The sequence below is a fragment of the Kocuria marina genome (genome assembly GCF_000786655.1).
Taxonomy (GTDB): domain Bacteria; phylum Actinomycetota; class Actinomycetes; order Actinomycetales; family Micrococcaceae; genus Kocuria; species Kocuria marina_A.
The window spans coordinates 49,187-71,850 of sequence record NZ_JROM01000022.1; the positions used below are offsets into that span (position 1 = coordinate 49,187).

General features: G+C 70.2%; 21 protein-coding genes and 1 pseudogene. 15 read left to right on the forward strand and 7 right to left on the reverse strand.

The features are described from left to right. Window positions 1–88 precede the first annotated feature (88 nt). From AS25_RS07590 to AS25_RS07610, 5 genes are all read left to right on the forward strand, one after another. Entirely contained in the window at window positions 89–640 is a 552-nt protein-coding gene (locus AS25_RS07590; protein ID WP_052160812.1) for a TetR/AcrR family transcriptional regulator, read from the forward strand. 199 nt (window positions 641–839) lie between these two features. Further along, window positions 840–1,502 carry an SDR family oxidoreductase gene (locus AS25_RS07595; RefSeq protein WP_035964019.1) on the forward strand — a complete coding sequence of 221 codons (663 nt, stop codon included), beginning with the start codon at window positions 840–842 and terminating at the stop codon, window positions 1,500–1,502. 241 nt (window positions 1,503–1,743) lie between these two features. Further along, window positions 1,744–2,082 carry an acylphosphatase gene (locus AS25_RS07600; RefSeq protein WP_084118079.1) on the forward strand — a complete coding sequence of 113 codons (339 nt, stop codon included), beginning with the start codon at window positions 1,744–1,746 and terminating at the stop codon, window positions 2,080–2,082. A gap of 59 nt (window positions 2,083–2,141) precedes the next feature. After that, on the forward strand, window positions 2,142–2,474 hold the full coding sequence (locus AS25_RS15265) for a hypothetical protein (RefSeq protein ID WP_253270514.1): 333 nt from the start codon (window positions 2,142–2,144) through the stop codon (window positions 2,472–2,474). After that, window positions 2,474–3,283, forward strand: coding sequence for a hypothetical protein (locus AS25_RS07610; RefSeq protein ID WP_035964021.1), 810 nt, complete (start codon window positions 2,474–2,476; stop codon window positions 3,281–3,283). The genes AS25_RS15265 and AS25_RS07610 overlap by 1 nt, the downstream gene beginning before the upstream one ends. A 217-nt stretch (window positions 3,284–3,500) precedes the next feature. On the opposite strand, the gene purB is transcribed toward AS25_RS07610, so the two are convergent. After that, window positions 3,501–4,934 carry an adenylosuccinate lyase gene (gene purB, locus AS25_RS07615; RefSeq protein WP_437123711.1) on the reverse strand — a complete coding sequence of 478 codons (1,434 nt, stop codon included), beginning with the start codon at window positions 4,932–4,934 and terminating at the stop codon, window positions 3,501–3,503. A gap of 182 nt (window positions 4,935–5,116) precedes the next feature. On the opposite strand from purB, the gene AS25_RS14610 reads away from it, so the two are divergent. The 6 genes from AS25_RS14610 (at window position 5,117) to AS25_RS07645 (ending at window position 12,830) form a co-directional block, all read left to right on the forward strand. Beyond that, window positions 5,117–5,536 (forward strand): hypothetical protein, encoded by a 420-nt coding sequence (locus tag AS25_RS14610; protein WP_052160813.1) that lies wholly within the window; start codon window positions 5,117–5,119, stop codon window positions 5,534–5,536. A gap of 125 nt (window positions 5,537–5,661) precedes the next feature. Further along, the gene (locus AS25_RS07625; protein ID WP_156960926.1) at window positions 5,662–7,749 is read left to right on the forward strand and encodes a lipase family protein; all 2,088 of its coding nucleotides are present in this window, start codon (window positions 5,662–5,664) and stop codon (window positions 7,747–7,749) included. Between the two features lie 44 nt (window positions 7,750–7,793). Continuing rightward, on the forward strand, window positions 7,794–8,954 hold the full coding sequence (locus AS25_RS07630) for a histidinol-phosphate transaminase (RefSeq protein ID WP_035964023.1): 1,161 nt from the start codon (window positions 7,794–7,796) through the stop codon (window positions 8,952–8,954). 94 nt (window positions 8,955–9,048) lie between these two features. Continuing rightward, a complete protein-coding gene (locus AS25_RS07635) occupies window positions 9,049–10,230 on the forward strand; it encodes a thiamine pyrophosphate-dependent enzyme (protein WP_035964024.1) in 1,182 nt (393 codons plus the stop codon). Next, entirely contained in the window at window positions 10,227–11,201 is a 975-nt protein-coding gene (locus AS25_RS07640) for an alpha-ketoacid dehydrogenase subunit beta (protein ID WP_035964026.1), read from the forward strand. The genes AS25_RS07635 and AS25_RS07640 overlap by 4 nt, the downstream gene beginning before the upstream one ends. Before the next feature lie 54 nt (window positions 11,202–11,255). Then, a complete protein-coding gene (locus tag AS25_RS07645; protein ID WP_035964027.1) occupies window positions 11,256–12,830 on the forward strand; it encodes a dihydrolipoamide acetyltransferase family protein in 1,575 nt (524 codons plus the stop codon). Window positions 12,831–12,959: 129 nt separating this feature from the next. On the opposite strand, the gene AS25_RS07650 is transcribed toward AS25_RS07645, so the two are convergent. The 6 genes from AS25_RS07650 to AS25_RS07675 all read right to left on the reverse strand — a co-directional run bounded on the left by AS25_RS07650 (window position 12,960) and on the right by AS25_RS07675 (window position 19,211). Then, entirely contained in the window at window positions 12,960–13,625 is a 666-nt protein-coding gene (locus tag AS25_RS07650; protein ID WP_084118081.1) for a DNA-3-methyladenine glycosylase I, read from the reverse strand. Window positions 13,626–13,740: 115 nt separating this feature from the next. After that, entirely contained in the window at window positions 13,741–15,003 is a 1,263-nt protein-coding gene (locus tag AS25_RS07655; RefSeq protein ID WP_035964028.1) for a metal-dependent hydrolase family protein, read from the reverse strand. A 113-nt stretch (window positions 15,004–15,116) separates the two neighbouring features. Continuing rightward, window positions 15,117–16,142: a hypothetical protein gene (locus AS25_RS07660; RefSeq protein ID WP_035964029.1), complete on the reverse strand. Its 1,026-nt coding sequence runs from the start codon at window positions 16,140–16,142 to the stop codon at window positions 15,117–15,119. Next, a complete protein-coding gene (locus AS25_RS07665; RefSeq protein ID WP_253270515.1) occupies window positions 16,139–17,446 on the reverse strand; it encodes a sensor histidine kinase in 1,308 nt (435 codons plus the stop codon). The genes AS25_RS07660 and AS25_RS07665 overlap by 4 nt, the downstream gene beginning before the upstream one ends. Window positions 17,447–17,465: 19 nt before the next feature. Further along, window positions 17,466–18,182, reverse strand: coding sequence for a LuxR C-terminal-related transcriptional regulator (locus AS25_RS07670; protein ID WP_035964030.1), 717 nt, complete (start codon window positions 18,180–18,182; stop codon window positions 17,466–17,468). A 63-nt stretch (window positions 18,183–18,245) separates the two neighbouring features. Continuing rightward, window positions 18,246–19,211: a hypothetical protein gene (locus AS25_RS07675; protein WP_035964031.1), complete on the reverse strand. Its 966-nt coding sequence runs from the start codon at window positions 19,209–19,211 to the stop codon at window positions 18,246–18,248. A 156-nt stretch (window positions 19,212–19,367) separates the two neighbouring features. Here AS25_RS07675 and AS25_RS07680 point away from each other — a divergent pair, with 156 nt between their 5' ends. The 4 genes and pseudogenes from AS25_RS07680 to AS25_RS07695 form a co-directional block, all read left to right on the forward strand. Then, window positions 19,368–21,077 carry a long-chain-fatty-acid--CoA ligase gene (locus AS25_RS07680; RefSeq protein ID WP_035964032.1) on the forward strand — a complete coding sequence of 570 codons (1,710 nt, stop codon included), beginning with the start codon at window positions 19,368–19,370 and terminating at the stop codon, window positions 21,075–21,077. Between the two features lie 78 nt (window positions 21,078–21,155). After that, on the forward strand, window positions 21,156–21,557 hold the full coding sequence (locus AS25_RS07685; protein WP_035964034.1) for an AMP-binding protein: 402 nt from the start codon (window positions 21,156–21,158) through the stop codon (window positions 21,555–21,557). 163 nt (window positions 21,558–21,720) lie between these two features. Continuing rightward, window positions 21,721–22,065, forward strand: coding sequence for an AMP-binding enzyme (locus tag AS25_RS07690; RefSeq protein ID WP_035964035.1), 345 nt, complete (start codon window positions 21,721–21,723; stop codon window positions 22,063–22,065). 54 nt (window positions 22,066–22,119) lie between these two features. Beyond that, window positions 22,120–22,494 (forward strand): annotated as a pseudogene (locus tag AS25_RS07695) (MFS transporter); the annotation flags it as partial. Window positions 22,495–22,664: the final 170 nt, after the last annotated feature.

The following is a 22,664-nucleotide window of genomic DNA, read 5'->3' on the forward strand; positions in this document are numbered from 1 at the left end:
GGTCTCACCCTTTAGGTTGTCGCGTAATTTCCTGTTTAAGCGTTCAATAGATGGGCACCCTTTCTACGACCCTGACATTGGAGCGCGCATGGACCGGCGGATCGAACGCACCCGTGCGGCAGTGGTGGAAGCCGCCGTCGAACTGGTCGCGCGCCGGGGCTCCCAGGTGGGGATGACCGAGATCGCGCAGGCCGCGGGCGTCAGCCGTAAGGCCGTGTACGAGAACTTCGGCTCGCGGGACCAGGTGCTGCTCGGCGCCACGCAATCCTTGCTGGCTCGCGTGCCCTTGGACCCGAGCACCCTGCAGAACCGCGAGGCCAGCCCGCTGGACCTGGTCCTGCCCCCGCTCGTGGCGCACCTGGACGAGCACCAGGAGTTCTACCGGGCCGTGCTGTGCGGGCCCGGGCCCTCCCTGGCACGCGGGGCGGTCGCGGAACACGCCATGACGGGTCTGCGCAGCCTCCGGGAGGATCACGAGAGCGGGGAGGAGCGCGGCGTCGTCGAGATCCGGGACCGGTTCGTGGTCCACGGTCTACTGGGCGTGCTCGCGGACGCACTCGCCGAACAGCAGGACGCGGACCTGTTGACCCTTGCCCGGGTGCTCAACGCGAGCCTCGCCAACGGCGGCCCCGAGAACTGAGGTCCCGCAGGGTATGACGGGCCCGTGGGGCCGGGGCGTTCCGGCACCGCCGGGCGCGGCGGACCCCCGTATCGAGCGGCGGCAGAGCTACCGGGTGGGCCCCGGGGGTTCGGAATAATCCGCCGCTGCCGCATGCTGTACTGGATGTCGGGGGCACGCGCTGTCCCCGCGACACCCGTTCCGACAGGAAGGACCCGCAATGTCCGAGATCACGATCATCGGTGGCCACGGCAAGGTGGCGCTGCAGCTGAGCCGATTGCTGTCCACGCAGGGGGACACCGTCAACGCGGTGATCCGCAAGCGGGAGCAGAGCCAGGACGTGGAGAACACCGGGGCCACCCCGGTCGTCGCGGACGTCCAGGAGCTGGACGTCCAGGCCATGACAGAGCTGTTCTCCGGCCAGGACGCCGTCGTGTGGTCCGCGGGCGCGGGCGGGGGCGACCCCGAGCGCACGTACGCCGTGGACCGGGACGCCGCGATCCGTTCCATGGATGCCGCACAGGCCGCCGGCGTCACGCACTACGTCATGGTGTCCTACATGGGCGCCGGCCAGGACCACGGGGTCCCCGAGGACAACGACTTCTACCCCTACGCGCAGTCCAAGGCGGATGCGGACGACCACTTGCGCGCGAGCTCCCTCGAGTGGACCATCCTGGGCCCCGGGGCGCTCACCGACGACGACCCCTCGGGGGAGATCACGCTGGGCCGCGCCGGCAGCGACGACGAGAAGAAGACGGCACGCGGCAACGTGGCCCTCGTGGCCGCCCGGGTGCTCGCCGATCCGCGGGGTACCGCCAGGAAGTTCATCGAGTTCTCCGACGGTGACACCCCGATCGCACAGGCGCTCGAGAACCTGGGCTGATCTGCAGCCTTTGTCAGTCGTGATCGCCCGGTCCGTGGCGGGCCCCACCGGGGTCCGCGTGGGCCGGGCGATTTCTCCCGCCCGGTCGCGGCAGATCGGGCCCCGCAAATCAGACCCTGATGGTTCGGGCTCCTGCAGCTCGGCCCGACAGCCGGCCCCGGCGCCCGGTCGTGATAGCCGCTCCGGACCTGCGGGCCCTGTCTGCCGGGTCGCTCCGACCGGGGTCTTCTAGGCTGGGGGCATGGAGATGCCGTCGATTCATCCCGCCGCGTCAGCCGGCCGCAATCAGGACAAGCTGGACCTGAACGGGACCCTCGCCCTCACCGCCGTGGTGCACGGGACCGTGCAGGGCGTGGGGTTCCGCTACTGGTGCTGGCGCCAGGCCGAGAAATTGGGACTCGTGGGAAGTGCCACCAACAACCCGGACGGCACCGTGACCGTTGTGGCCGAGGGTCCGCGCTGGGCCGTGGGTGAGCTGCTGCAGGCGCTCATCTCCCGGGACACCCCCGGTGCGGTGATCACCGTGGACGAGCACTTCGGCCCGCCCACGGGGGCGTTCACCGACTTCAGCACGCACTGACCCGCGGGCGGAGTTCACCTGCCGTTGATCTGCGTTTCGTGGCGCGGCACGCGGACCTCGTGAATATGTCCTTCGTGCGCAGCGCGGACGATGTCGCGGATCTGTTGGAACAGCTGTCCGAGCTCGATGCCACGTCCAAGGACGTGACACTGAAGATCGAGACGGTGGGCGGTTTCGAGCAGCTGCCCATGATGTTGCTCGCGGCCATGCGGTGGCAGGACTCCGGTGTGAGCCGCGCGTGGGACGGGGCCGGGGCGGCGTCGTCGGCCGCGCGCACGATACACCGGGGGGCCGGGCACGCCGAAAGCCCTGCGCGCTGTGGAATAGTGGTGCTGATGTCTTCGGCGGTACCCGCCGAACACCCCCAACCCGTTTCGAGGAGTGGTCGTTGATGGACTTGAACCCCCTGAACAAGGCGTTCGACGAGAACGGCAAACCCAAGCCCGGTGTCAACAAGTTCCTGGACCACGTGCTGCGCATCCAGCAGCCGTGGGTGGTCAAGGCGCTCAAGCGGGAACGTGCGCAGCACCCCAAGGAGACGCCCGCCCAGATCGCCAAGCGCGCCGAGAAGCTCTACCTGCGCTCCGTGACCGTGGGCGGCGGCGCCGTGGGTGCCACCGCGGCGGTCCCCGGGATCGGCACCATCGCGTCCCTCGGGCTGTCCTCCGCCGCCGTGGCGGGTTACCTGGAGGCCACGGCCCTGTACGCGCAGGCCATGGCCGAACTGCACGGGGTGGAGCCCAAGGACGAGCAGCAGAACCGGACCATGATCATGGCGCTCATGCTCGGCGAGGACGGCAGCGCGCTCATGGGCCAGTTGCTGTCCAGCTCGTCCGCGAGCAAGAGCCTCACGAGCAAGTGGGGCCTGATGCTCGGCAAGTCCCCGGACAGCTCCAAGCGCTTCGACGTGGGCCGCTCGATCCGCAACATGTTCGTCAAGCGGTTCCTGGCCCGCCAGTCCGGCGCGGTGCTGGGCCGTGCGCTGCCGTTCGGGCTGGGTGCCGTGGTGGGTGGCGGCGCCAACCTCGCCATGGCCCGCCAGGTCATCAAGGCCTCGCGCGAGGCCTTCGGGGAGTTCCCGGACGAGTTCCCGCCCAACCTGGCCCTGGGTGAGCGCGCGGAGAAGTTCGAGGACGGTTCCTCCGACGGTGATCGGAAGGAACTGGAGCCCGACACGAAGGGCCGGAAGAAGCGCAAGTAGGGCGCACGACCCCGGGCGGGGACCGCTCCGGGCCCCGTGAGACCCCCGAATACATCCGTGTCCCGGAACAGCACGTGATCACGCATGGAGCGTGCTGTTCCGGGACACAGCTGTTTGGTGCTGCATCCGCCCTGCCCGGAGCCGCTCCGGGGGCGGGACCGGGCGGCGTCGGGCCGGGACCGGGTGGCCCGGTGATGCCCGGGTGGGGACCGGCGGCTCAGTCCAGGTAACGGTCCACGAGCTGTTCGGCCAGGCCCGTGTACTGCCCGGGGCCCAGGTCGCTCAAGCGCCGGGCGGTGTCCTCGGAGAGGCCGAGGCCCGCGATGAACTCGCGCATCCGCTCGGCGTCCACGCGGTGGCCGCGGGTGAGTTCCTTGAGCCGCTCGTAGGGGTTGTCCATGCCCTCGCGGCCCGCAATGGCCTCCGCCCGCATGGCGGTCTGCACGGCCTCACCCAGGACCTCCCAGTTCTGGTCCAGGTCCTCGGCCAGGACCTCCTGCGCCACGTCCAGGCGGTCGAGGCCCTTGAGCACGTTGGACACCGCCAGCAACGAGTGACCGAACGCCACCCCGATGTTGCGCTGGGACGAGGAGTCCGTGAGGTCCCGCTGCCACCGCGAGGTCACGAGGGTCGCGGCGAGCGTGTCCAACAGAGAGCAGGAGATCTCCGCGTTGGCCTCCGCGTTCTCGAAGCGGATGGGGTTGACCTTGTGCGGCATGGTCGAGGAGCCCGTGGCACCTTCCACCGGGATCTGGTGGAAGTACCCGATCGAGATGTAGGACCACACGTCCGTGCACAGGTTGTGCAGGATCCGGTTGAACCGGGCCATGTCCGCGTAGAGCTCGGCCTGCCAGTCGTGGGACTCGATCTGGGTGGTCAGCGGGTTCCACGTGAGCCCCAGGTGGCTCACGAAGGACCGGGAGATCTCGGGCCAGTCCGTGTCCGGGGCCGCGGCGGTGTGCGCCGCGAACGTCCCGGTGGCGCCGTTGAGCTTGCCCAGGAACTCGGTGTCCGCCACGCGCTGCACCTGGCGGCCCAGGCGGTGCGCGAACACCGCGAGTTCCTTGCCCAGGGTCGTGGGCGTGGCCGGCTGGCCGTGGGTGTGGGACAGCATGGGAGTGGCCTTCGCGTCCCGCGCCATCGTGGCCACCGCCGCGACCAGTTCGCGCGCCGCGGGCAACCACACGTGGTTGATCGCATCGCGGATGCCGAGCGCGTAGGAGAGGTTGTTGATGTCCTCGGACGTGCACGCGAAGTGCACGAGCGGCGTCAGGTGCTCGAGGCCGAGCTCCGGCAGCCTGCGCCCGATGTAGTACTCCACCGCCTTGACGTCGTGCACCGTGACGGCCTCGATCTCGGCCAGTTCCGCGACCGACGCGGCGTCGAAGTCCGCGACGATCGCGCGCAGACCGCTCTTCTGCTCGTCCGAGAGGGGTTCCAGACCCGTGAGCGCTCGCTGCTCGCACAGGTGGATGAACCACTCGACCTCCACGTGCACCCGTTCGCGGTTCAGCGCCGCTTCCGAGAGGTAGTCCACCAGCACGGCGGTCTGGGGGCGGTAACGGCCGTCCAGCGGTCCCAGCGCGATGGCGGGTGACTGCTGGCTCAGGGCCACACGTCCGGAGGGGAGGGTCTGCGCGGTGTTCGACATGGCCCTCATTCTTTCACGCGCCGGGGCGCCCCTCGCCGCGGTGAACGCCCTGCACCGCGGCCCTCGGGACGGCCGCGCGGAGCCTGGACTCACATGCTTCCGGGGCCGCCCGAGCGCAGGGTCGCCGCTCCCTAGCCTGGTCCCGTGGCGCCCGCGTGGTGGGGCGCGGGAAGGAACCGGTCATGATACAACTCGCGAGCCCGGTGTTCCCGGGAACGTCCCCGTCGGCGGTCTCGGCGCTGGTCCACGAACGGCTCTGCGTCGTGGCACGTCATTACGACGACGCCGCGGAGCACCTCGCGGGGCTCGCCTCCCGGATCGCGTCCCTCGCGGAAACCCACGGCGCCTGGGAGGGCCCGGGCGCCAGATCCTTCCGGGCCCGTGCCGATCGCCACGAACAGGAACTGCGCGGCGCGTCGCAGCGCTGCCGCGAAACCGCTCAACTCGTGCGAACGGGGGCGGCCGCGCTCGCGGAACGGGTCGCGGCGGTGGAGAGCATCGCCCAGGTGGGGGCTCCCATGGCCGCGGCACTGAGCACGGTGCTGGGCGTGGGACTCGCGATGGGTCACGCTGCGAGCGCGTCGTGGGGTGGGACGCCGTGACCGCGGCGACGCGGACGGTGCGAGGCCCGAGCACCGGACCCTCGGAGGACGCAGCTGTGCCGGCCGCGGGTGAGGAACAGGCCGGGAGGTCGGCCGTGCCGGTCTCGGGAGGTGGCCCCGCCGCCGTGCCGGTTGCGGAAGATGTGGGCGCCTCGTCCCCGCGGGACACCGCCGTGAGCATGGAACACGGCGTGACCGAGGTCCATGGGCGGGCCGAGGACCTCCAGAGCGAACTGTTCACCCCGGGTTCCGGGGAGCGTCCCGCGCCGGACGGCTACGCAGACCCGGAACGGGTCATAGCCGCCGCGGAAGGCGCGAGAACCAGCATGGAGGTCTCGGGTGGTGTCCCGGGCGGCGGCGCGTTCAGCGTGAACACGGACGTCATCTCGGGGATCGAGGGCTCGCTCGCCGGGGTGGCCGAGACCGTGGGCGGCGCCCTCGCCGGGCTCGTCCCGGTCACCGCCGAACTGCACCTGTGGTCCCTCACGGGTCAACCGTCCCTGGCGGGTGCGGGGGCGCTCGCCGATCTCGTGAGCCGCGATCTGCTCGGGCAGATGGCCGGGCTGGAGGCCTCTGCCGCACGACTGGTTCTCGCGCGACAGAACTACGAGACCGTGGAGAGGGCATTGACGTCCCTACTGGCGGGGCCGGTGTGGGACTTGCCCCTGTACGGTGTGACCCGCCCTCTGGCCCGGGATTGCGGTCGGACCCTGGAGGACCTGGACGTCGCACTGGCTCGCGCGGGGATCGACTCACCGCACGAGTTCCTCGAGCGGGTCCAACCGTGGCAGTACGGGCTCATCATCCGGGGAGGTGGGCCGCGCGGGACCGACGCCCTCATTCGCGGTCCCGGCCTGGACGATCTCATGGAGGGGCTGCTTCGGTACCCCGTCGTGCCCGGCGGGGAAGCCTCCGGGGCCCACACCGCCCCGGGAGCCGGTGCGGGCACCTCGGGAGCCGGTGCGGACGTACCAGGGCCCGGCGCCGTCGTGGCGGAGCCGGACGGGAGAACCGGCGGTGCGGCGTCGTCGGCGCCGAGGCCCTTGACGCTGGGCCAGCACGCGCGAGCGCTGGCCGTGGGGCTGCTCACCGCGTACGGCAGGTCCGAGAAGACCACCGGAGGTGCGGGCGACCCGTTGCGGGATGCCGCGGGGGAGGACCCCGGGGTGCTCGAGGCCATGCTCGCACCCGCCGCGGCAGCCGTGCTGCCGGCTTCCCTGGCGGGCATCGCGTGGTGCACGCCGTATCGCAACGGGCGCCGGTTGACCCCGGCAGAGGCCTTCGACCGCGGTGTGCCGGCTGCCCTGCGACCGGCGCTCGGGCCGCGCGCGTTACGCGAGGCGCGCCGGGAGGTGTTCACCGGGGTGACCCCCGCCAATGCCGCCCGCCACCACATGACGGGCATGCCCGAGCGGCCGCTTCCGGCCGGGGTGCGGCACGCGGGGGCCGTGCCCACCACGATCGCGGGGACCGCCGCGGCGCTCAAGGACGCCAAGAACATCGTCTCGGGCGCGGGCCCGGACGGGGCGCAGGTCGAGAACAGCACGGTCATGGTGCAGAAGGCCACGGACGGGAACGGGAGGACGGCGTACTCCGTGGTGCTGACCGGGACCGAGAAGTGGGAGGACAGTCCCGGCGTGCATGATCTGAAGGGGATCGGGCAGGGCATCACGGCGCAACCGGACGCCGCCCTCACCGAGCTGCCCCAGGCGCAGCGCATGGCCGTGCAGGCCCTGCAGGACGCGGGCATCCGCCCCGGGGACACCGTGGTGCTCACGGGCCACAGTCTGGGCGGGATCGACGCCGCGGGGCTGGCCGCGAACCGCGCGTTCCGTGAGCGCTACGACGTCGCCGCGGTCACCACATTCGGTTCGCCCGTGGGGGACTTCGAGATCCCCGAGGGCACGTCCGTGATGGCCGTGGAACACGTGGACGACGTCGTGCCCACCCTGGACGGCGTGCCCAACCCGGATGCCGGCCACCGATCCACGGTGCGCGTGAACACCCCCTACCAGGATGCGCTGACCCTGAAGCAGGGGGTCGCGGGGGTCGGGGCGCATGAGATGTACGTGTACACGGTGGGCGCCCAGGGGATCACCGATTCGCGCCACCCGGCCGTGGTGGCTCATGAGCGGCGGCTCGCGGACGCGGTGCCCCATGGGCCCGGGACGCGCACCGAAACGTACGTCTACCAGGGACGGGAGGAACACTGACGCACCGACGAAGTGGGGCGGTCCCTGGCGTTAGCATGGCAGCTATGGAAACTTCCACGCCCGCTTTCGGATCGCAGGGGTCACCGCAGCGGACCACGCGCGTTACGCCGCGGGCGGCGCTCGGCAAGCTCCCCGCGTACGCCGCGGGCAAGTCGGCCGCCGAGATCCCCGGTCTCGTGGCCTACAAGTTGGCATCCAACGAGAACCCCTTCGGTCCCGTTCCGGCTGTCCGGGACGCGCTCGCGTCCTTCGACGCCTACAACCGCTATCCGGATCCCGCCGCGAGCGCCCTGCGTGAGGCCCTGGCGCAGTACCTGGACGTCCCCGCGCAGGACGTCGTGGCCGGTGCGGGCAGCCTGGGCGCACTCAACCAACTGCTCGCGGCCTTCGCCGGTTCCGGGGAGGACGGTCGCCCGGACGAGGTGATCCACGCGTGGCGCTCGTTCGAGGCGTATCCGATCTCGGTGGGTCTGGCCGGCGCGCTCGGCGTGCAGGTGCCCAACCTCCCGGACGGCTCGCACGATCTCGACGCGATGGCCCGCGCCGTCACCGACCGCACGCGGGTCATCCTGCTGTGCACCCCCAACAACCCCACGGGCCCCAGCCTGCGCGACGACGCCGTGCGCGAGTTCCTGAAGCGGGTCCCGTCCCACGTGGTGGTCGTCGTGGACGAGGCGTACTGGGAGTTCCAGCGCGCCGAGGGCCTGGCCGACGGAATCGAGCTCTACCGTGATCACCCCAATGTGGTCTCCCTGCGCACGTTCTCCAAGGCCCACGGTCTGGCCGGGCTGCGGGTGGGTTACACCGTGGCCCAGCAGGAGGTCACGCAGTACCTGCGCCAGAGCGCGCCGGCGTTCAGCGTCACGGAGGTGGCCCAGCTCGCCGCGATCGCGTCTCTCACGCACATCGACCAGGTCGAGGAACGGGTCCAGCGGGTCGTGAACGAACGGGAGCGCGTGCTGCGCGGGCTCGACGACCTGGGCTGGCAGTGCCCGCCCACCCAGGCGAACTTCGTGTGGCTGCCGCTCGGGGAGCACAGCGAGGCGTTCTCCCAGCTGTGCGATCAGCACGCCCTGTCCGTGCGGCGTTTCGGTGCGGAAGGGGTGCGCGTGAGTTTCGGGGAGCCCGAGGCGAACACCCGGTTCCTGGAACTGTGCGCCGCGTTCCCGCACCCCAGCACCATGCCCCTGCCCGGGCAGCCCTGAGACCGTTACGAGTACCGAGACCCCCGCGCACGCCCGGATCGCCGTGACGGCGGCGAGACGGCAGGCGAGGACAGCGGAAGGACCGACACCACCCATGGCATCACGCACCCACGCAGGCGCCGTGCCCAGCACGCTCCCGCGGCACCAGATCCTGGACGAACAGGGGGCGATCGCGGACGACCCCCTGTTGTCCCCGTACGTCGCGGACGTCACGGTCGAACAGTTGCAGCACCTCTACCGTTCCATGACCGCGGCGCGGCGCGTGGACGAGGAGGGGACCTCGCTGCAGCGCCAGGGCCAGCTCGTGCTGTGGGTGCCCCTGCGGGGTCAGGAGGCCGCCCAGGTCGGATCCGTGTGGCCCACGCTGCCCACCGACCGGATCTTCCCGTCCTACCGCGAACACGCCGTGGCCTTCGAGCGCGGTTTGGCGCCGTCCGATCTGATGCGGTTGTTCCGCGGGATCACGGCCGGGGGTTGGGACCCGGAGGAACACAACCTGAACCTCTACACCATGGTGCTCGCCTCCCAGGTCCCGCACGCGGTGGGTTACGCCATGGGAACCGCCCTGGACCGCAAGGCCGCCCAGGATGCGGGCACCCCGCCGGAGACGGACCCGGAGGCCGTGATCGCGTACTTCGGGGACGGCGCGAGCACCGAGGGCGAGATCCACGAGTCCATGGTCTTCGCGGCGTCCTACGACGCCCCCGTGCTGTTCTTCATCCAGAACAACCAGTGGGCCATCTCCGTCCCGTTCGCGACCCAGTCCCGTGTGCCCCTGGCCACGCGCGCGGCCGGTTACGGCTTCGAGGGGTTGCGCGTGGACGGCAACGACATCCTGGGCGTCGTCGCCGCCACGCGGTACGCGCTCGAGAAGATCCGCGCGGGGGAGGGGCCCGTGCTGATCGAGGCGGAGACCTACCGCATGGGGGCCCACACCACGGCGGACGATCCCACCAAGTACCGCGAACGGGACGAGGAAGAACAGTGGGGTCACCTGGATCCCGTGGACCGGCTGCGGGCCCACTTGCGGGACGCCCACGGGGTCGAGGACGAGTTCTTCGAGACCGTGGCGCGCGAGAACGACGAGATCGCGCAGCGCATGCGCGCGGACGTCCTGGCCATGACCCCGCCCCGGTTCGAGGACTCCTTCGCCAAGGCGTACGCCGAGCAGCATTCACTGGTGGACGCCGAACGCGCCGAGTACCTGGACTACCAGGTGGGCTTCGCACCCCAGGACGAGATGGACACCCACGACACCCGAGGAGCCGGCGCGTGACACAGTTGACCGTGGCCAAGGCCATCAATGCCGGGCTCGCACGGGCCATGGAGGAAAACCCCAAGGTCATGCTCATGGGGGAGGACATCGGCTCCCTGGGCGGCGTGTACCGCGTGACCGAGGGACTCAAGTCCAGGTTCGGTGCGCACCGAGTCCTGGACACACCCCTCGGTGAAGCGGGGATCGTGGGCACCGCGGTGGGTCTCGCCGAGCGCGGCTACCGGCCCGTGTGCGAGATCCAGTTCGATGGGTTCACTTTCCCGGCGTTCAACCAGATCACGACCCAGCTGGCCAAGATCCACGCCCGCTCGGACGGGCAGCTCACGGTTCCCGTGACGATCCGCATCCCGTACGGAGGTGTGATCGGCTCCGTGGAACACCACTCGGAATCCCCGGAGGCGCTGTTCGCCCACACGGCGGGACTGCGCCTGCTCGCGCCGTCGAACGCGCAGGACGCCTACTGGATGTCGCAACAGGCCATCGCGTGCGACGACCCCGTCATCATCTTCGAACCCAAGCGCCGGTACTGGCTCAAGGGCGAGGTGGACGAGAAGACTTCCCCGGGGGACCCGTTCAAGGCCTCCGTGATCCGCGAGGGTGAGGAAGCCACGATCGTGGCGTGGGGACCGCTCGTGCCCGTGGCGCTCGCCGCCGCCGAGGCCGCCCGGGAGGACGGGCGCAACGTGGAGGTCATCGACCTGCGCAGCCTGTCACCCATCGACTTCGACACCGTCACGGCGTCCGTGCGCAAGACAGGTCGCCTGGTGATCGCCCACGAGGCCCCCACGTTCGGTGGTCTGGGCGGGGAGATCGCCGCGCGCGTCACCGAGCGTGCGTTCTACTCGCTCGAGGCTCCCGTGCTGCGCGTGGGCGCCTACCATCTGCCCTATCCTCCCGCCGCCGTGGAGGAGAACTACGTCCCGGATCTGGACCGGGTGCTCGAAGCACTCGACCGTTCCTTCGCCTACTAGAGCATCCACCCCATCGTGATCCGGCGCGAACACGGTGGCCCGGAGGGAGAAGTCATGTCCCAGGTATTCACACTGCCCGACGTGGGTGAGGGTCTGACCGAGGCCGACATCCTGGCCTGGAAGGTGTCCGAGGGGGACACCGTGTCCGTCAACCAGGTGCTCGTGGAGATCGAGACCGCCAAGTCCGTGGTGGAACTGCCCTCCCCGTTCGAGGGCACGGTCCAGGAGATCCTGGTCGGCGAGGGGGACACCGTGGAGGTGGGCACCCCCATCATCTCGGTGAGCTCCGCGGACGACGCTCCCGCCGGCGCCACGGACCCGGGCTACACGGGTTCCGCCCCGGAGGACGGTCTCGCCGACGCTCCCGTGCCGGACACCGCGGCGTCGTCCGGTGAGGAGGCGACGTCGGGTTCGGGGCGCAGCATGGACTCGGCCCAGGGCAAGGCGCTCGTGGGTTCGGGCCCCAAGGCGGACCCGGTGCGCAGGCGGCGTCGTACCCGCGTGGGCATGCGCACGGACGCCGAGGCCCCCCAGGGACTCAGCGCGTCGACCTCCCGCGCCGACGACGCCGCGGGGCCGGGCGACGAGCGTAAGCACGGGTGGGCGGACCGGTTGTCCAAGACGGGCCTGGGAAGCGCGGCCGCGGATCTCGCCGAGAAGGCCGGGAAGATCCGGGACCGCGGGGAGTCGTGGTTGAAGTCCCGGGACGAGCCCGCCCAGCAGTGGCCCGCCTCGGCGTCGATCCCGCGCCGGCCGAACCTGGCCAAGCCCCCGGTGCGTAAAGCGGCCAAGGAGATGGGCATCGACCTCGCGGACGTCCAGGCCACCGGCGACGGCGGCCAGGTCACCAAGCGCGATCTGCTCGCCTACGCGGCGCACCTGCGCGAGGTGGAGGACGGACCGGACACGTTCTGGACCCACACCGGTCAACCGACCAATGCGCGCGAGGAACGCATCCGCGTCAAGGGCGTGCGCAAGGCGACCGCCCAGAACATGGTCAAGTCCGCGTTCAGCGCGCCCCACGTGTCGATCTTCGTGGACGTGGACGCCTCCCGGACCATGGAGTTCGTCAAGCGGCTCAAGCAGTCCCCGCACTTCGAGGGTGTGAAGGTCACGCCGCTGTTGATCCTGGCCAAGGCCGTGATCTGGGCGGCCGCCCGCAACCCGCAGGTCAATGCCACGTGGACCGACACCGAGATCATCATCAAGCGCTACATGAACCTGGGCATCGCCGCGGCCACGCCCCGGGGTCTGCTGGTGCCCAACATCAAGGACGCGCAGGACCTCAGCCTCCGGGAACTGGCCATCGCGCTGCACGAGTTGACGCAGACCGCGCGTGCCGGGCGCACCCAGCCCGGGGACATGCAGGGCGGGACGCTGTCCATCACGAACATCGGTGCACTGGGTATCGATACGGGAACCCCGATCATCAACCCCGGTGAAGCGGCCATCGTGGCCTTCGGGACCATCAAGCAGAAGCCGTGGGTCGTGGACGGGGACGTCATCCCCCGCTGGATCACGACTCTGGCGGGTTCGTTCGACCACCGCGTGGTGGACGGTGACCTCTCCGCACGGTTCATGGCGGACGTGGCCCGGATCCTCGAGGAGCCCGCGCTGCTGCTGGACTGACGGCTAGCTCGACGGCGCGGCATGCTCGCCGGGACGTCCGCGGGCGCGCCGGTCTGCGCAGGTGACGGGTGCACCCGCGCTCGGGCCGGGGCGACGTCGCGGGCCCCGCGCCGCAAGCGCGGCACCCGTTCAGCCGTGGTCGCCCGGGTCCGCCCGGAAGCACCCGGCCAGGTGACCCGGCGCCCGACCGATGCGCTGCAACCACCGGTGGGCGGTGACCGGGCCCACCAGGACGATGCCGTGGGAGCGCAGCACCTGGGACAGCTTGCGGGACTCCGCGGTGCTGTCCGCAAGCGCGAGCGCGTCGACCGGCGCGGCCTCCGAGGCGTCGTCCGGGAGGGGCACCCCGGCCTCCTCCAGGATGCCGAGCCACCGTGGCACGTCCCAGTCCTGGCACACCTCCGCGTTGTGGATCACGGCCTCGATCTTGGCGCGGTTGCGGATGAGCTCGGGGTTGACGAGGAGGTCGTCCACGTCGTCCTCGTCGAACAGGGACACCCGGGCCGGTTCGAGGTCCGCCATGTGGAGGTACCACGCACCGTGGCGCGCCGACTGCGACCACCGGGCCAGGCCGGAGTCCACGAGTTCCAGGGTGAGCGTGGCGAAGTACTCGTCCGCGCTCGAGGGGGTCGTTCCCCAGTCGTGGTCGTGATCCGCGAGCGCGCCGGGGGTGCTCACGGCCCACGGGCAGCGGTGCAAGCCGTCCCCGCAGTGCACCACCCGGAAGGCGGCGTGGGGCGTGGAGACTGAGGTGTCCTGGGCGTCTGCGGAGGTGGTCTCCGGTGATGTCGTCATGGCAGCACGCTAGGACCGGCGGTGTCCAATGATCTGGGCGCGCCGACACCCGGGGATCACCGGCGGGCGAACCCGCCCGAAGCCCGCGCTGTGCAGGGCGATTGCCGCGGGGCTCTCACTCACCCAACGTGTTCTTGTGCACCGCACCGTTCTTCATGATCAGCGCGAGGGACTTCCCGGGGTCGGCCAGTATCGACAGGTTCTCGAGCGGGTTGCCGTCCACCACCAGCAGGTCGGCCCACGCGCCAGCGCGGATCACGCCCAGGGGCGCCTCACTGTACGGGCTGCGCTTGCCGCTCAGCCCCAACAGTTCGGCGTTGCCGGAGGTCACGATCTTCAGGGTGCCGACGGCGCCGAAAACCTTTTCGAAGCGCGTCATCAGCACCGACTGGATACCCAGCTTCCCGGGCTGGAAGAGCATGTCCGTCCCGAAGGCCACGCGCACCCCGCGGTCCTTGGCCCACTGCGCCACACGGTCCCAGTGGGACGTGGGTTCGGCCTTCTTGATCTGCTCCTCCGTGAGGGGGTTGTCCCCCTTCTGGAAGGGTTGCAGGGACAACCACGCATTGTTGCGGGCCATCTCGTCCAGGGTCTCCTCGTCCACCAGGTGGCCGTGTTCGATGGACTTCACACCGGCCCGGATGGCCCGCTTGATGCCCTCCGCGGTGTAGACGTGGGCGCACACGTACGTGCCCCAGTCCGCTGCGGTCTGCACGGCCGCGCTGATCTCCTCGGACGCGTACTGCAGGGTGTCCAGGGGGTCGGTGTCCGAGATGACGCCGCCGCCCAGGGCCAGCTTGATCTGGCTCGCACCGCGCTTGAGCTGGGCGCGCACCGCGGCCTGCACCTCCGCGGGACCGTTGGCCACGGCGAACACGCCGATCTCGTCGAAACGGGAGGGCCGTCCACCGAGCGTTACCGGGGCGGCGTACGCGGGGCTGAAATCACCGTGTCCCGCCGTCTGGGAGATCAGTGCACCGCTGGGGAAGACCCTCGGCCCCGGGACGGACCCCGCGTCGATGGCCTTCTTCACCCCGAACGTGGGTCCCCCGACATCACGCACGGTGGTGAAACCGCGCAGGAGCGTGGACTCGGCCTCCGCGACGGCGTTGGCGTACATCAGTCCCGTGTCCGCCTCCAGCATGGCGTCCATCGTGTTGGGGGCGAAGATCATGTGCCAGTGCGCATCGGACATGCCGGGCATGAGGACGCGGCCGTCGGCGTCGATCCGGCGTGCGCCGTCGGGTGCGGTGAGGGGCTTTTCGGAGACCTCCGAGATCTTCGACCCGGTGACCAGGACGTCCGCGCGGCGCAGCTCGTCGCTCGTCCCGTCGAACACCTGGGCATCGCTGATCAGAACGGGTTGCTGGTCGGTCACGGGTCCTCCTCAGGGCCGGAAGCGGTCTGGGCGGCACGCCGCCCCTCCCTGTGAACCTACTCCGCGGGACGCGCGAGCGGGAAGTTGCGACCCGGACCCGCGCGAGCCCGACCCTAGAAGACGGAGACCGCCCCCGTGCCGTCCGCGATCTCCACGGCCACGGGATCGGCGTCCGGGTCCTGGGAGTCGTGGACGATGAACACCGCGGTGGGGTCACCCGGGGGTAGGGCCCGCACGGTCACCGCCCCGGACTCGGCGGCCGCGAGGATCGCCGCGAGCTGCTGCGCGGTGGCTTCCATGACCTCGGGCGAGGGCACACTGCCGCGCTCGTCCAGGATGTCCACGGAGATCCCTCGGGCACGGGCCGCGCGGGTGAGTTCCAGGACGTAGGGGGTCGCGATGGAGCGGCCGCGGATGCTGTCCCGCAACTGTGCCTCGGTGAGGCGGAACTGCTGGACGTCGTAGTCGGTGACCTCGGAGGAGTCCTTGGCGATCTGTTCGAGCAACCCGCCGGCCAGGCGCCGGACCTCGTCCACGCGCCGGTTGGACGCGTAGCGCATCCCCTTCTCGGCCTCGTCGTGACTGCGCGCGGTGGCCAGCAGACGTTGGGTGTCCTGTCTGCGCCGCTGGAAGAAGTCGTACTGCCGTTCGACCATCCACGTCACGAGCACCATGGCGATGCCCACCACGTGATATGCCTCGATGGGCATGATGACGCCGTTGACCACGGGCCAGCGGCTCACGGACAGCACGGAGACACCGAGCCAGACCACGAAGGCCCAGCCCGGGCGGCGTCGCATCCCCAGACCGAACAGCAGGGCGATGAACCCCAGGTGGAACCACGGGGTCTGCCCCGCCTGCAGTGTCACGGGGGTCGCGCTGTAGCCCTGCTGGGCGGCCACCAGGAACAGGACGGAGGCCAGCGCGGTGGGGAGCACGGGGAACTGGGACCCGTCCCAGCGGGGCAGCGCGACGATGGCTCCGGCGAGTGCGTAGGCCACCATGGACACGGCGAACTCCACCGGCCGGGTGGATTCCCGCAGATAGCCCACGGCGGCCACGAAGGGTGCACAGAACGCGGCCAGCAGGATGATGCGCATGTAGCGGTGGGCGAAGACCGCCCGCGTGGAGCTGCTCATGCCGCCGCGTCCTTGGGCCACACCAGCGTCATGCGCGTCCCCCGCCCCGGCGCGGTGTCGAGGGACACGCGGCCACCGATGGACTCGAGGTTCTCCACGATGGACACGCGCACGCCGAGGCGCCGGTTGGGGACGTCGTGGTAGTTGAACCCTCGGCCGTCGTCGCTGATCGTGAAGCGCAGGTAGAACCCCTCGGGGTTGATGGCGGTGGCCGGACAGAGCTCGCCCTCCATCGACACGGTCGTGTACTCGCTGCCCGAGTGCCGGGCGCTGTTGGACACAGCTTCCGTGACGGCCTGGGTCAAGCCGTGGGCCACGTCCGCGGGGACGAACACCCGCGGTTCCCCCACGGGACGCATGGGTGCGCGCAGGTTCGTGAACCGCACGCGCGCGCGCCACGGAGCCAGGGCCTCCATGAGCTCGTCCATGAGCACGTGGACCATCACGGTGTGGTTCGCGGAGGCGCGGTCGGACTCCTCGGCCAGGATGTCCAGCGCCCGTGACGCGAGCTGGCGCGTGCGTTTGGGCAGCACACCCCGGGAGCGGGACGCGTCCAGCAACGCGGCCATCACGTTGTCGTGGATCAGCCGGTCGATCCGTTCCTGATCGGCGGTCTCGGAGCGGCTGCGCCGCAGCGCGAGCGTCTGGGACAGGGCCTCGGCGTAGGCGATGTCCATACGCTCGACCCCGTGCTTGCCCGCGGTGAGGACCACGACCAGCACGAGCCCGAACACCATGCGGGAGAGTCCCGCCGTGAGCCATGACTCCGGGATGGGCTCCGCGGTGATGAGCAGGGCGGAGATCAGGGCGTACACGGCCTCGTTGAGCACCATGTACAGGAGGGCGGCCGTGGGACTCCACAACACCGCCGCGGCTCCCACCGCCAAGATGATGAACCCCGAGATCCAGGGGTTCTGGGGCATCGGCTCGCCCGTCCACGCCAGGGGCAACGCCAGGATGGACGCGGAGACCACGGCCGTGTAGGCCACGAACACCCAGGGCCGCACGGAGTGGCGCAACCCGTAGAACAGTGTGAGACCGGTGAGCACGGCGAGCGCCAAGAGGAAGACCGTGTACCACCCGCGCAGGGAGTGCTGTTGCTGCGCGAAGATGGGCAGCGCCTCGATCAGGTGGGTCACGGCGAAGACGCCGAAACCGATCATCGCGAACCAGTGGGCGCGGTAGGTGTTCAGCCCCAGCTCGTCGGGTGCGGTGGTCGCGAAGAACCGCTTCCACCGCAAGCGGGTGTTGACCGTCCGGTAGGAGCGGGCCCGGCCGTCCGTGGGCTTGCCGAGCAGGATCACGGGGTGTCCGGTGCGGGAATCACAGCTTCTTCTCGGCGCTCGTCACGTCGTCCTCGGGGTCCACGAGACCGTCCTCGATCGCGCGGATGCGCAGGTCGATCTTGGTGGGGGCCGGACGCCCGATCCGCGCGTACTTCTCACGGATCCGGTCGATGTTGGTCTTCACCGCGGACTGCTTGATCCCCATGCGACGGGCGACCTGGACCTGGGCGAACCCGGAGGCGTACAGGCGCAGGGTCTCGCGTTCGCGCGGGGACAGGGCGGCGCGGGAGAACTCGACGTCCCCGTCGATGGCCGCGGCCAGTTCCTTGGTGATCACGGGTTTGCCGTCCGCGATCGCCCGGGCCTCCTCGATGGCGTGCTCGAGCGGGTCCGACTTGCGCACCAACCCCAGGGCGCCGGCGCGCAACGCCTCGCGGATCAATCCGGCGTTCTCGCCGATGCTGAAGATCAGCACCTTCATCCCGGCGCTGCGCAACCGTTCCACGTTGCTCGCCGGGCGGGACTTGTCCGCCAGGGACAGGTCCAGCAGGACGACGTCGCACTCGATGCGTTTCGAGCCCTGCGCGGTCAGGGCGGGATTCTCCGGGTCCCGGCCCAACTGGTCCAGCAGGGTGGACACGGAATCCGATGACCCCACGAGCTTGACGTCCGCGAGCGATGTCATGGACACCAGACGCACGCCTTCACGGACCACTTCATGATCGTCGACTACGGCGACGAGTGTTGAAGGCATAGAAAGTTCCTCCGTACTCCCCAGTGAGGACCCAGCCCAGGCCCTCGACAGAACGGAAGTCTACTAGCTCATTGCATTCGAAACCGTCCAGGCGTCCACTTTACGGTGGTAGCGCATGCCCCACACCCCGCCGAGGATCGCGCCCGCGAGTCCCAGCAGCACGAGACCCGCGAGCGCGATGAGACCCATTCCCACATCGCGCCCGATCAGCTCCTGCACGACCCAGCGGGGACCGGCCGCCGCGGCGGCGTCGGCCCACAGCAACACCACGACCGAGGCGACGGCGCGCGCCAGCAGGGACCACAGCCACACGCTCACGCCCTGGGCCACCCCCGAGAAGCGCGCCATGCGCCCGGCCACGTACCCTCCCGCGAGCATCGAGAGCAGTTCCGCGACGCCCAGGACGGCGACGGCGATCCACGACTGGGCCGCGCCCGGCGCCTGCCATGCCCGGGCCAGGGTGTCGCCCGCTCCCCGGGTCACGTCCAGGCCCAGCTGGGGTCCCAGCAGCCCGGCGAGCGTGAGCAACAGGCCACCCAGAGAGATGGCCGTGAGCAGGCCCAGCACCCCGGGGATCAGTTGCATGCCGCCGAAGCGCTGCCGCTGCCGCGCCCGCAGCTCCTCCACCGTGGGCCGGGCCGCGGTGGTGGAGCCCTCCGGACGCACCGCGGGGCGCATCGAGTCCCACGCGGCCTCGGCCGAGATCCGCTCGCTCGGGGGCGTGAGGTGGTCGTCGCCCACGGGGTCCGTGTTCCCGGAGCGTCCGTCCCGCGGGTGCAGGCGTCCGGAGGCGACGCCGGTGCGTCCCGTACGCGGTGCGGTGTCCCGGGCGGGGGAGCGGGCGTCGTCGTACGGGGAGACCGACGGCAGGGCGGCGGTGTCCCCGTACGCGGCGTCGTCGTGCTGGACCCCGGGACGGGGGAGGGGGCGCGTGGCCTGGGCATCGCCGGCGGGGCTCACCCGGGAGATCGGCTCGGTCCAGGGTGCGTTGCCGTCATCGAGGGGATCGCGAGCGGTGGAGGGGGACATGGAGGGCCTCGATTCGGCGGGGAGTCCGGTGGCGGGTCCCCAGAAGTCTATCGAGACCGGGACCGTGGGACGGGTCCGGGACGCCGGGTGCGACGTCGTCGTGGGACGCGGGCGAATGTCCCGCGGCGGGACGGGCGGGACGGTAGCCTCGCTGACATGGCTGAGACGAATTCCCGAGACTTCCTGGCGACCCGCCCGTGGACGACGAGCTACGACCCCGGCGTCCCCCGGGACCTGGAGCTGCCCGAGACCTCCCTGGTGCACATGCTCGAGAAATCGGTGGCCCGCCACGGCGCGAAGACGGCGGTCGAGTTCTTCGGCGCGGGCCTGACGTACGCGCAGCTCGGTGACCAGGTGCGACGGGTCGCGGAAGGACTGCGGCTGCTGGGCGTGCAGGCCGGGGACCGCGTGGCCATCGTGCTACCCAACTGCCCCCAGCACATCGTGGCCTTCTACGCCGCCCTGCGGCTCGGGGCCATCGTGGTGGAACACAACCCGCTATACACGACCCCGGAACTGCGCCACCAGTTCGAGGACCACGGTGCGCGCGTGGTGATCGCGTGGGACAAGGTGGCCGCACGGATCACCGGGATGCCCAAGGACCTGGCCATCGAGCACGTGGTGGCCGTGGACATCACCGCGAGCATGCCCACGATGATGCGCGTGGGACTGCGCCTGCCCCTCAAGAAGCTCGCCGAGCAGCGCCGGGAGCTCACCCAGCCGGCCCCGGGGACCATCGCGTGGAAGTCCCTCGTGGACTCCGACCCGATCCGTGAGGACCACCCCCGGCCCGCGGCCACGGACATCGCCCTGCTGCAGTACACGTCCGGGACCACGGGCCTTCCCAAGGGCGCCATGCTGAGCCACCGCAACCTGGAGTCCAACGCCGTGATGGGCCAGCACTGGTTGGACAGCTCGTCCGACGAGGTCGTCTACGGCGTGCTGCCCCTGTTCCACGCCTTCGGGCTGACCCTGGGTGTCACGTTCGCGATGTCCCTGGGCGCCAAGCTCGTCCTGTTCCCCACCGTGCGCGCGGACCTCATCCTGCGGGCCATGAAGAAGAGCATGCCCACGGTGCTGCCGGCCGTCCCGCCCGTGTACCAGAAGGTGCTCGACGCCGCCGCGGAGCAGGGGAAGGACCTCACCGGCATCCGGGTCGCGGTGTCCGGGGCCATGACACTGCCCGTGCCCCTGGTCGAGACGTGGGAGGACGCCACGGGCGGGGTGCTGATCGAGGGGTACGGCCTCACCGAGTGCTCCCCGCTGGTCGCGTGCAACCCGCTCAACGAGCACCGCCGTTCGGGTTCGATCGGCATCCCCTTCCCGAGCACGGACGTGCGCATGGTGGATCCGGACACGGGCGAGGACGTCCCCGTGGATGCGGAGGGTGAGCTGCTGGTGAAGGGCCCCCAGGTCACGCAGGGCTACTGGAAGCGCCCCGAGGAGACCGCGAAACTGTTCACGGAGGACGGCTGGCTGCGCACCGGTGACATCGTGACGGTGGACCAGGACGGCTTCCTGCGCGTGGTGGACCGGATCAAGGAAGTGGTGATCACCGGCGGCTTCAACGTGGCCCCCACCGAGGTGGAGACCGCACTGAAACTGCACGACAGCGTCGCGGACGCGGCCGTGGTGGGCATCCCCAATGACGACGGCAACGAGACCGTGGTCGCGGCGGTCGTCCTGGAACCCGGGGTCACCCTGGACGAGGACGCCCTGCGCAAGCACTGCTACGACAAGGTCACCCGCTACAAGGTGCCCCGCCGGATCGTGGCCATGGACGACCTGCCCCGCACGATGCTCGGTAAGACCCTGCGGCGAGCGGTCAAGCAGGACATCATCAAGAACAACCTGTTGGACTCCTGACACCTCATCGGCCGGGATCAGCTCGGTCGGAACAACTCCTGCCGAACGGGCGGGCACCACGGGGGCCGGGTGGCCTACATGGGGTTCAACCACCCCGCCCTGCTGGAGACGTTCTTCGCCGCGGGATCGATCGGGGCGGCCGCAGTCCTGGTGAACCCCCGGCTGCGGCAGGCGGAAGTGGAGTACATTCTGGGCGACTGCGGTGCCACCACCGTGGTCTTCGGGCAGGACCAACGCGAGAATGCTGCGGGTCTGGAGGCCGAACTGACCGGCGTGCGCTCCTGGGTGAGTATGGACGGCGGCGGACCCGGGGAGGAGTACGAGCGGTTCCTGGCCTCCGGTTCCGAGGAGCTCGTGGACGAACCGGTGGAGCAGGACGACCTGGCCCTGATCATGTACACGTCCGGGACCACGGGCCGGCCCGAGGGTGCCACGCTCACGCACCGGACAACCTCTTCTACCAGTACGTCAACACCCTGATCGGTCAGGACCCGCGCCAGGACGAGGACCACCTGGCCGTGGCGCCCCTGTTCCACATTGCCGGGCTGACCATGATGACGCTGCCCCCATTCATGCTGGGCGGGACCATCATCATCCACCGTCAGTTCCGCACCCCGGACGTGGTGACTCCGGGGGCATCGCCGTGGAGGACGAGGACGGGTACCTCTACGTCAAGGACCGCATGAAGGACATGTACATCTCGGGCGGGGAGAACGTGTACCCCGCCGAGGTGGAGAACGCCCTGCCGGGTCTCGAGGAGATCCAGGAAGCGGCCGTGATCGGTGTGCCGGACGGGCGTTGGGGCGAGACCGGCCGCGCGTTCGTCGTGCTGTTCGAGGACGCCCCCGAGCTGAGCGGGAACGAGATCCTCACCCGGCTGCGCGAGGGGCTGGCTACCTACAAGCTTCGCACCCGGGTGGAGGTCGTGGCCGAACTGCCGCGCACCACGGGCAAGATCCAGAAGAACGTCCTACGCGAACGCGCCTGATCCCGAGGAACCACCATGTCATCAACCACCGCCCCGGGGACCGAGCTGCGGTCCATGGATCGCAGGCCGCAGGACAGGAAAGCGCGCCGCGTGATCCTCTCCAGCTACCTGGGCTCCACCACCGAATACTACGACTTCCTGCTCTCCGCCTCCGCGCTGGTGTTCCCGCACGTGTTCTTCCAGGACCTGGACCCGGTGGCCGGTGTGATCGCCTCCTACGGGACGTTCGCCGCGGGCTACCTCGCGCGGCCCCTGGGCGGTGCGATCTTCGGTCACTTCGGGGACAAACTGGGCCGGAAGAAGATGCTCATCCTGCCCATGTTCGTCATGGGTATCGGCTCCACGCTGATCGGGCTGATCCCGTCCTCCGCGAGCATCGGTTCGTGGGGTGCGATCCTGCTCATCCTGCTGCGCGTATTCCAGGGCATCCCGGCTTCCGCCGGTGTGCACTCCGACGACGACGACGCCCACTCGGGCCCGCGCGCACCTACCCTGCCCGGGGAGGTGCGTACGGAGCTGGGCGGGCGTCGTCAAATTCTGACAATATCTATTTCTAATCCCTGTGATTATGGCTAAACTCCATATCAAGGTGGCGGACG

Bases quoted from the DNA above. Each gene is read 5' to 3' on its own strand.
- AS25_RS07635 (WP_035964024.1), top strand. From the start codon at position 9,049: ATGGCATCACGCACCCACGCAGGCGCCGTGCCCAGCACGCTCCCGCGG.
- AS25_RS07590 (WP_052160812.1), top strand. From the start codon at position 89: ATGGACCGGCGGATCGAACGCACCCGTGCGGCAGTGGTGGAAGCCGCC.
- AS25_RS07680 (WP_035964032.1), top strand. From the start codon at position 19,368: ATGGCTGAGACGAATTCCCGAGACTTCCTGGCGACCCGCCCGTGGACG.
- AS25_RS07685 (WP_035964034.1), top strand. From the start codon at position 21,156: ATGGGGTTCAACCACCCCGCCCTGCTGGAGACGTTCTTCGCCGCGGGA.
- AS25_RS07600 (WP_084118079.1), top strand. From the start codon at position 1,744: ATGGAGATGCCGTCGATTCATCCCGCCGCGTCAGCCGGCCGCAATCAG.
- AS25_RS14610 (WP_052160813.1), top strand. From the start codon at position 5,117: ATGATACAACTCGCGAGCCCGGTGTTCCCGGGAACGTCCCCGTCGGCG.
- AS25_RS07595 (WP_035964019.1), top strand. From the start codon at position 840: ATGTCCGAGATCACGATCATCGGTGGCCACGGCAAGGTGGCGCTGCAG.
- AS25_RS07660 (WP_035964029.1), bottom strand. From the start codon at position 16,142: ATGAGCAGCTCCACGCGGGCGGTCTTCGCCCACCGCTACATGCGCATC.
- purB (WP_437123711.1), bottom strand. From the start codon at position 4,934: ATGTCGAACACCGCGCAGACCCTCCCCTCCGGACGTGTGGCCCTGAGC.
- AS25_RS07630 (WP_035964023.1), top strand. From the start codon at position 7,794: ATGGAAACTTCCACGCCCGCTTTCGGATCGCAGGGGTCACCGCAGCGG.
- AS25_RS07645 (WP_035964027.1), top strand. From the start codon at position 11,256: ATGTCCCAGGTATTCACACTGCCCGACGTGGGTGAGGGTCTGACCGAG.
- AS25_RS07670 (WP_035964030.1), bottom strand. From the start codon at position 18,182: ATGCCTTCAACACTCGTCGCCGTAGTCGACGATCATGAAGTGGTCCGT.
- AS25_RS07650 (WP_084118081.1), bottom strand. From the start codon at position 13,625: ATGACGACATCACCGGAGACCACCTCCGCAGACGCCCAGGACACCTCA.
- AS25_RS07675 (WP_035964031.1), bottom strand. From the start codon at position 19,211: ATGTCCCCCTCCACCGCTCGCGATCCCCTCGATGACGGCAACGCACCC.
- AS25_RS07610 (WP_035964021.1), top strand. From the start codon at position 2,474: ATGGACTTGAACCCCCTGAACAAGGCGTTCGACGAGAACGGCAAACCC.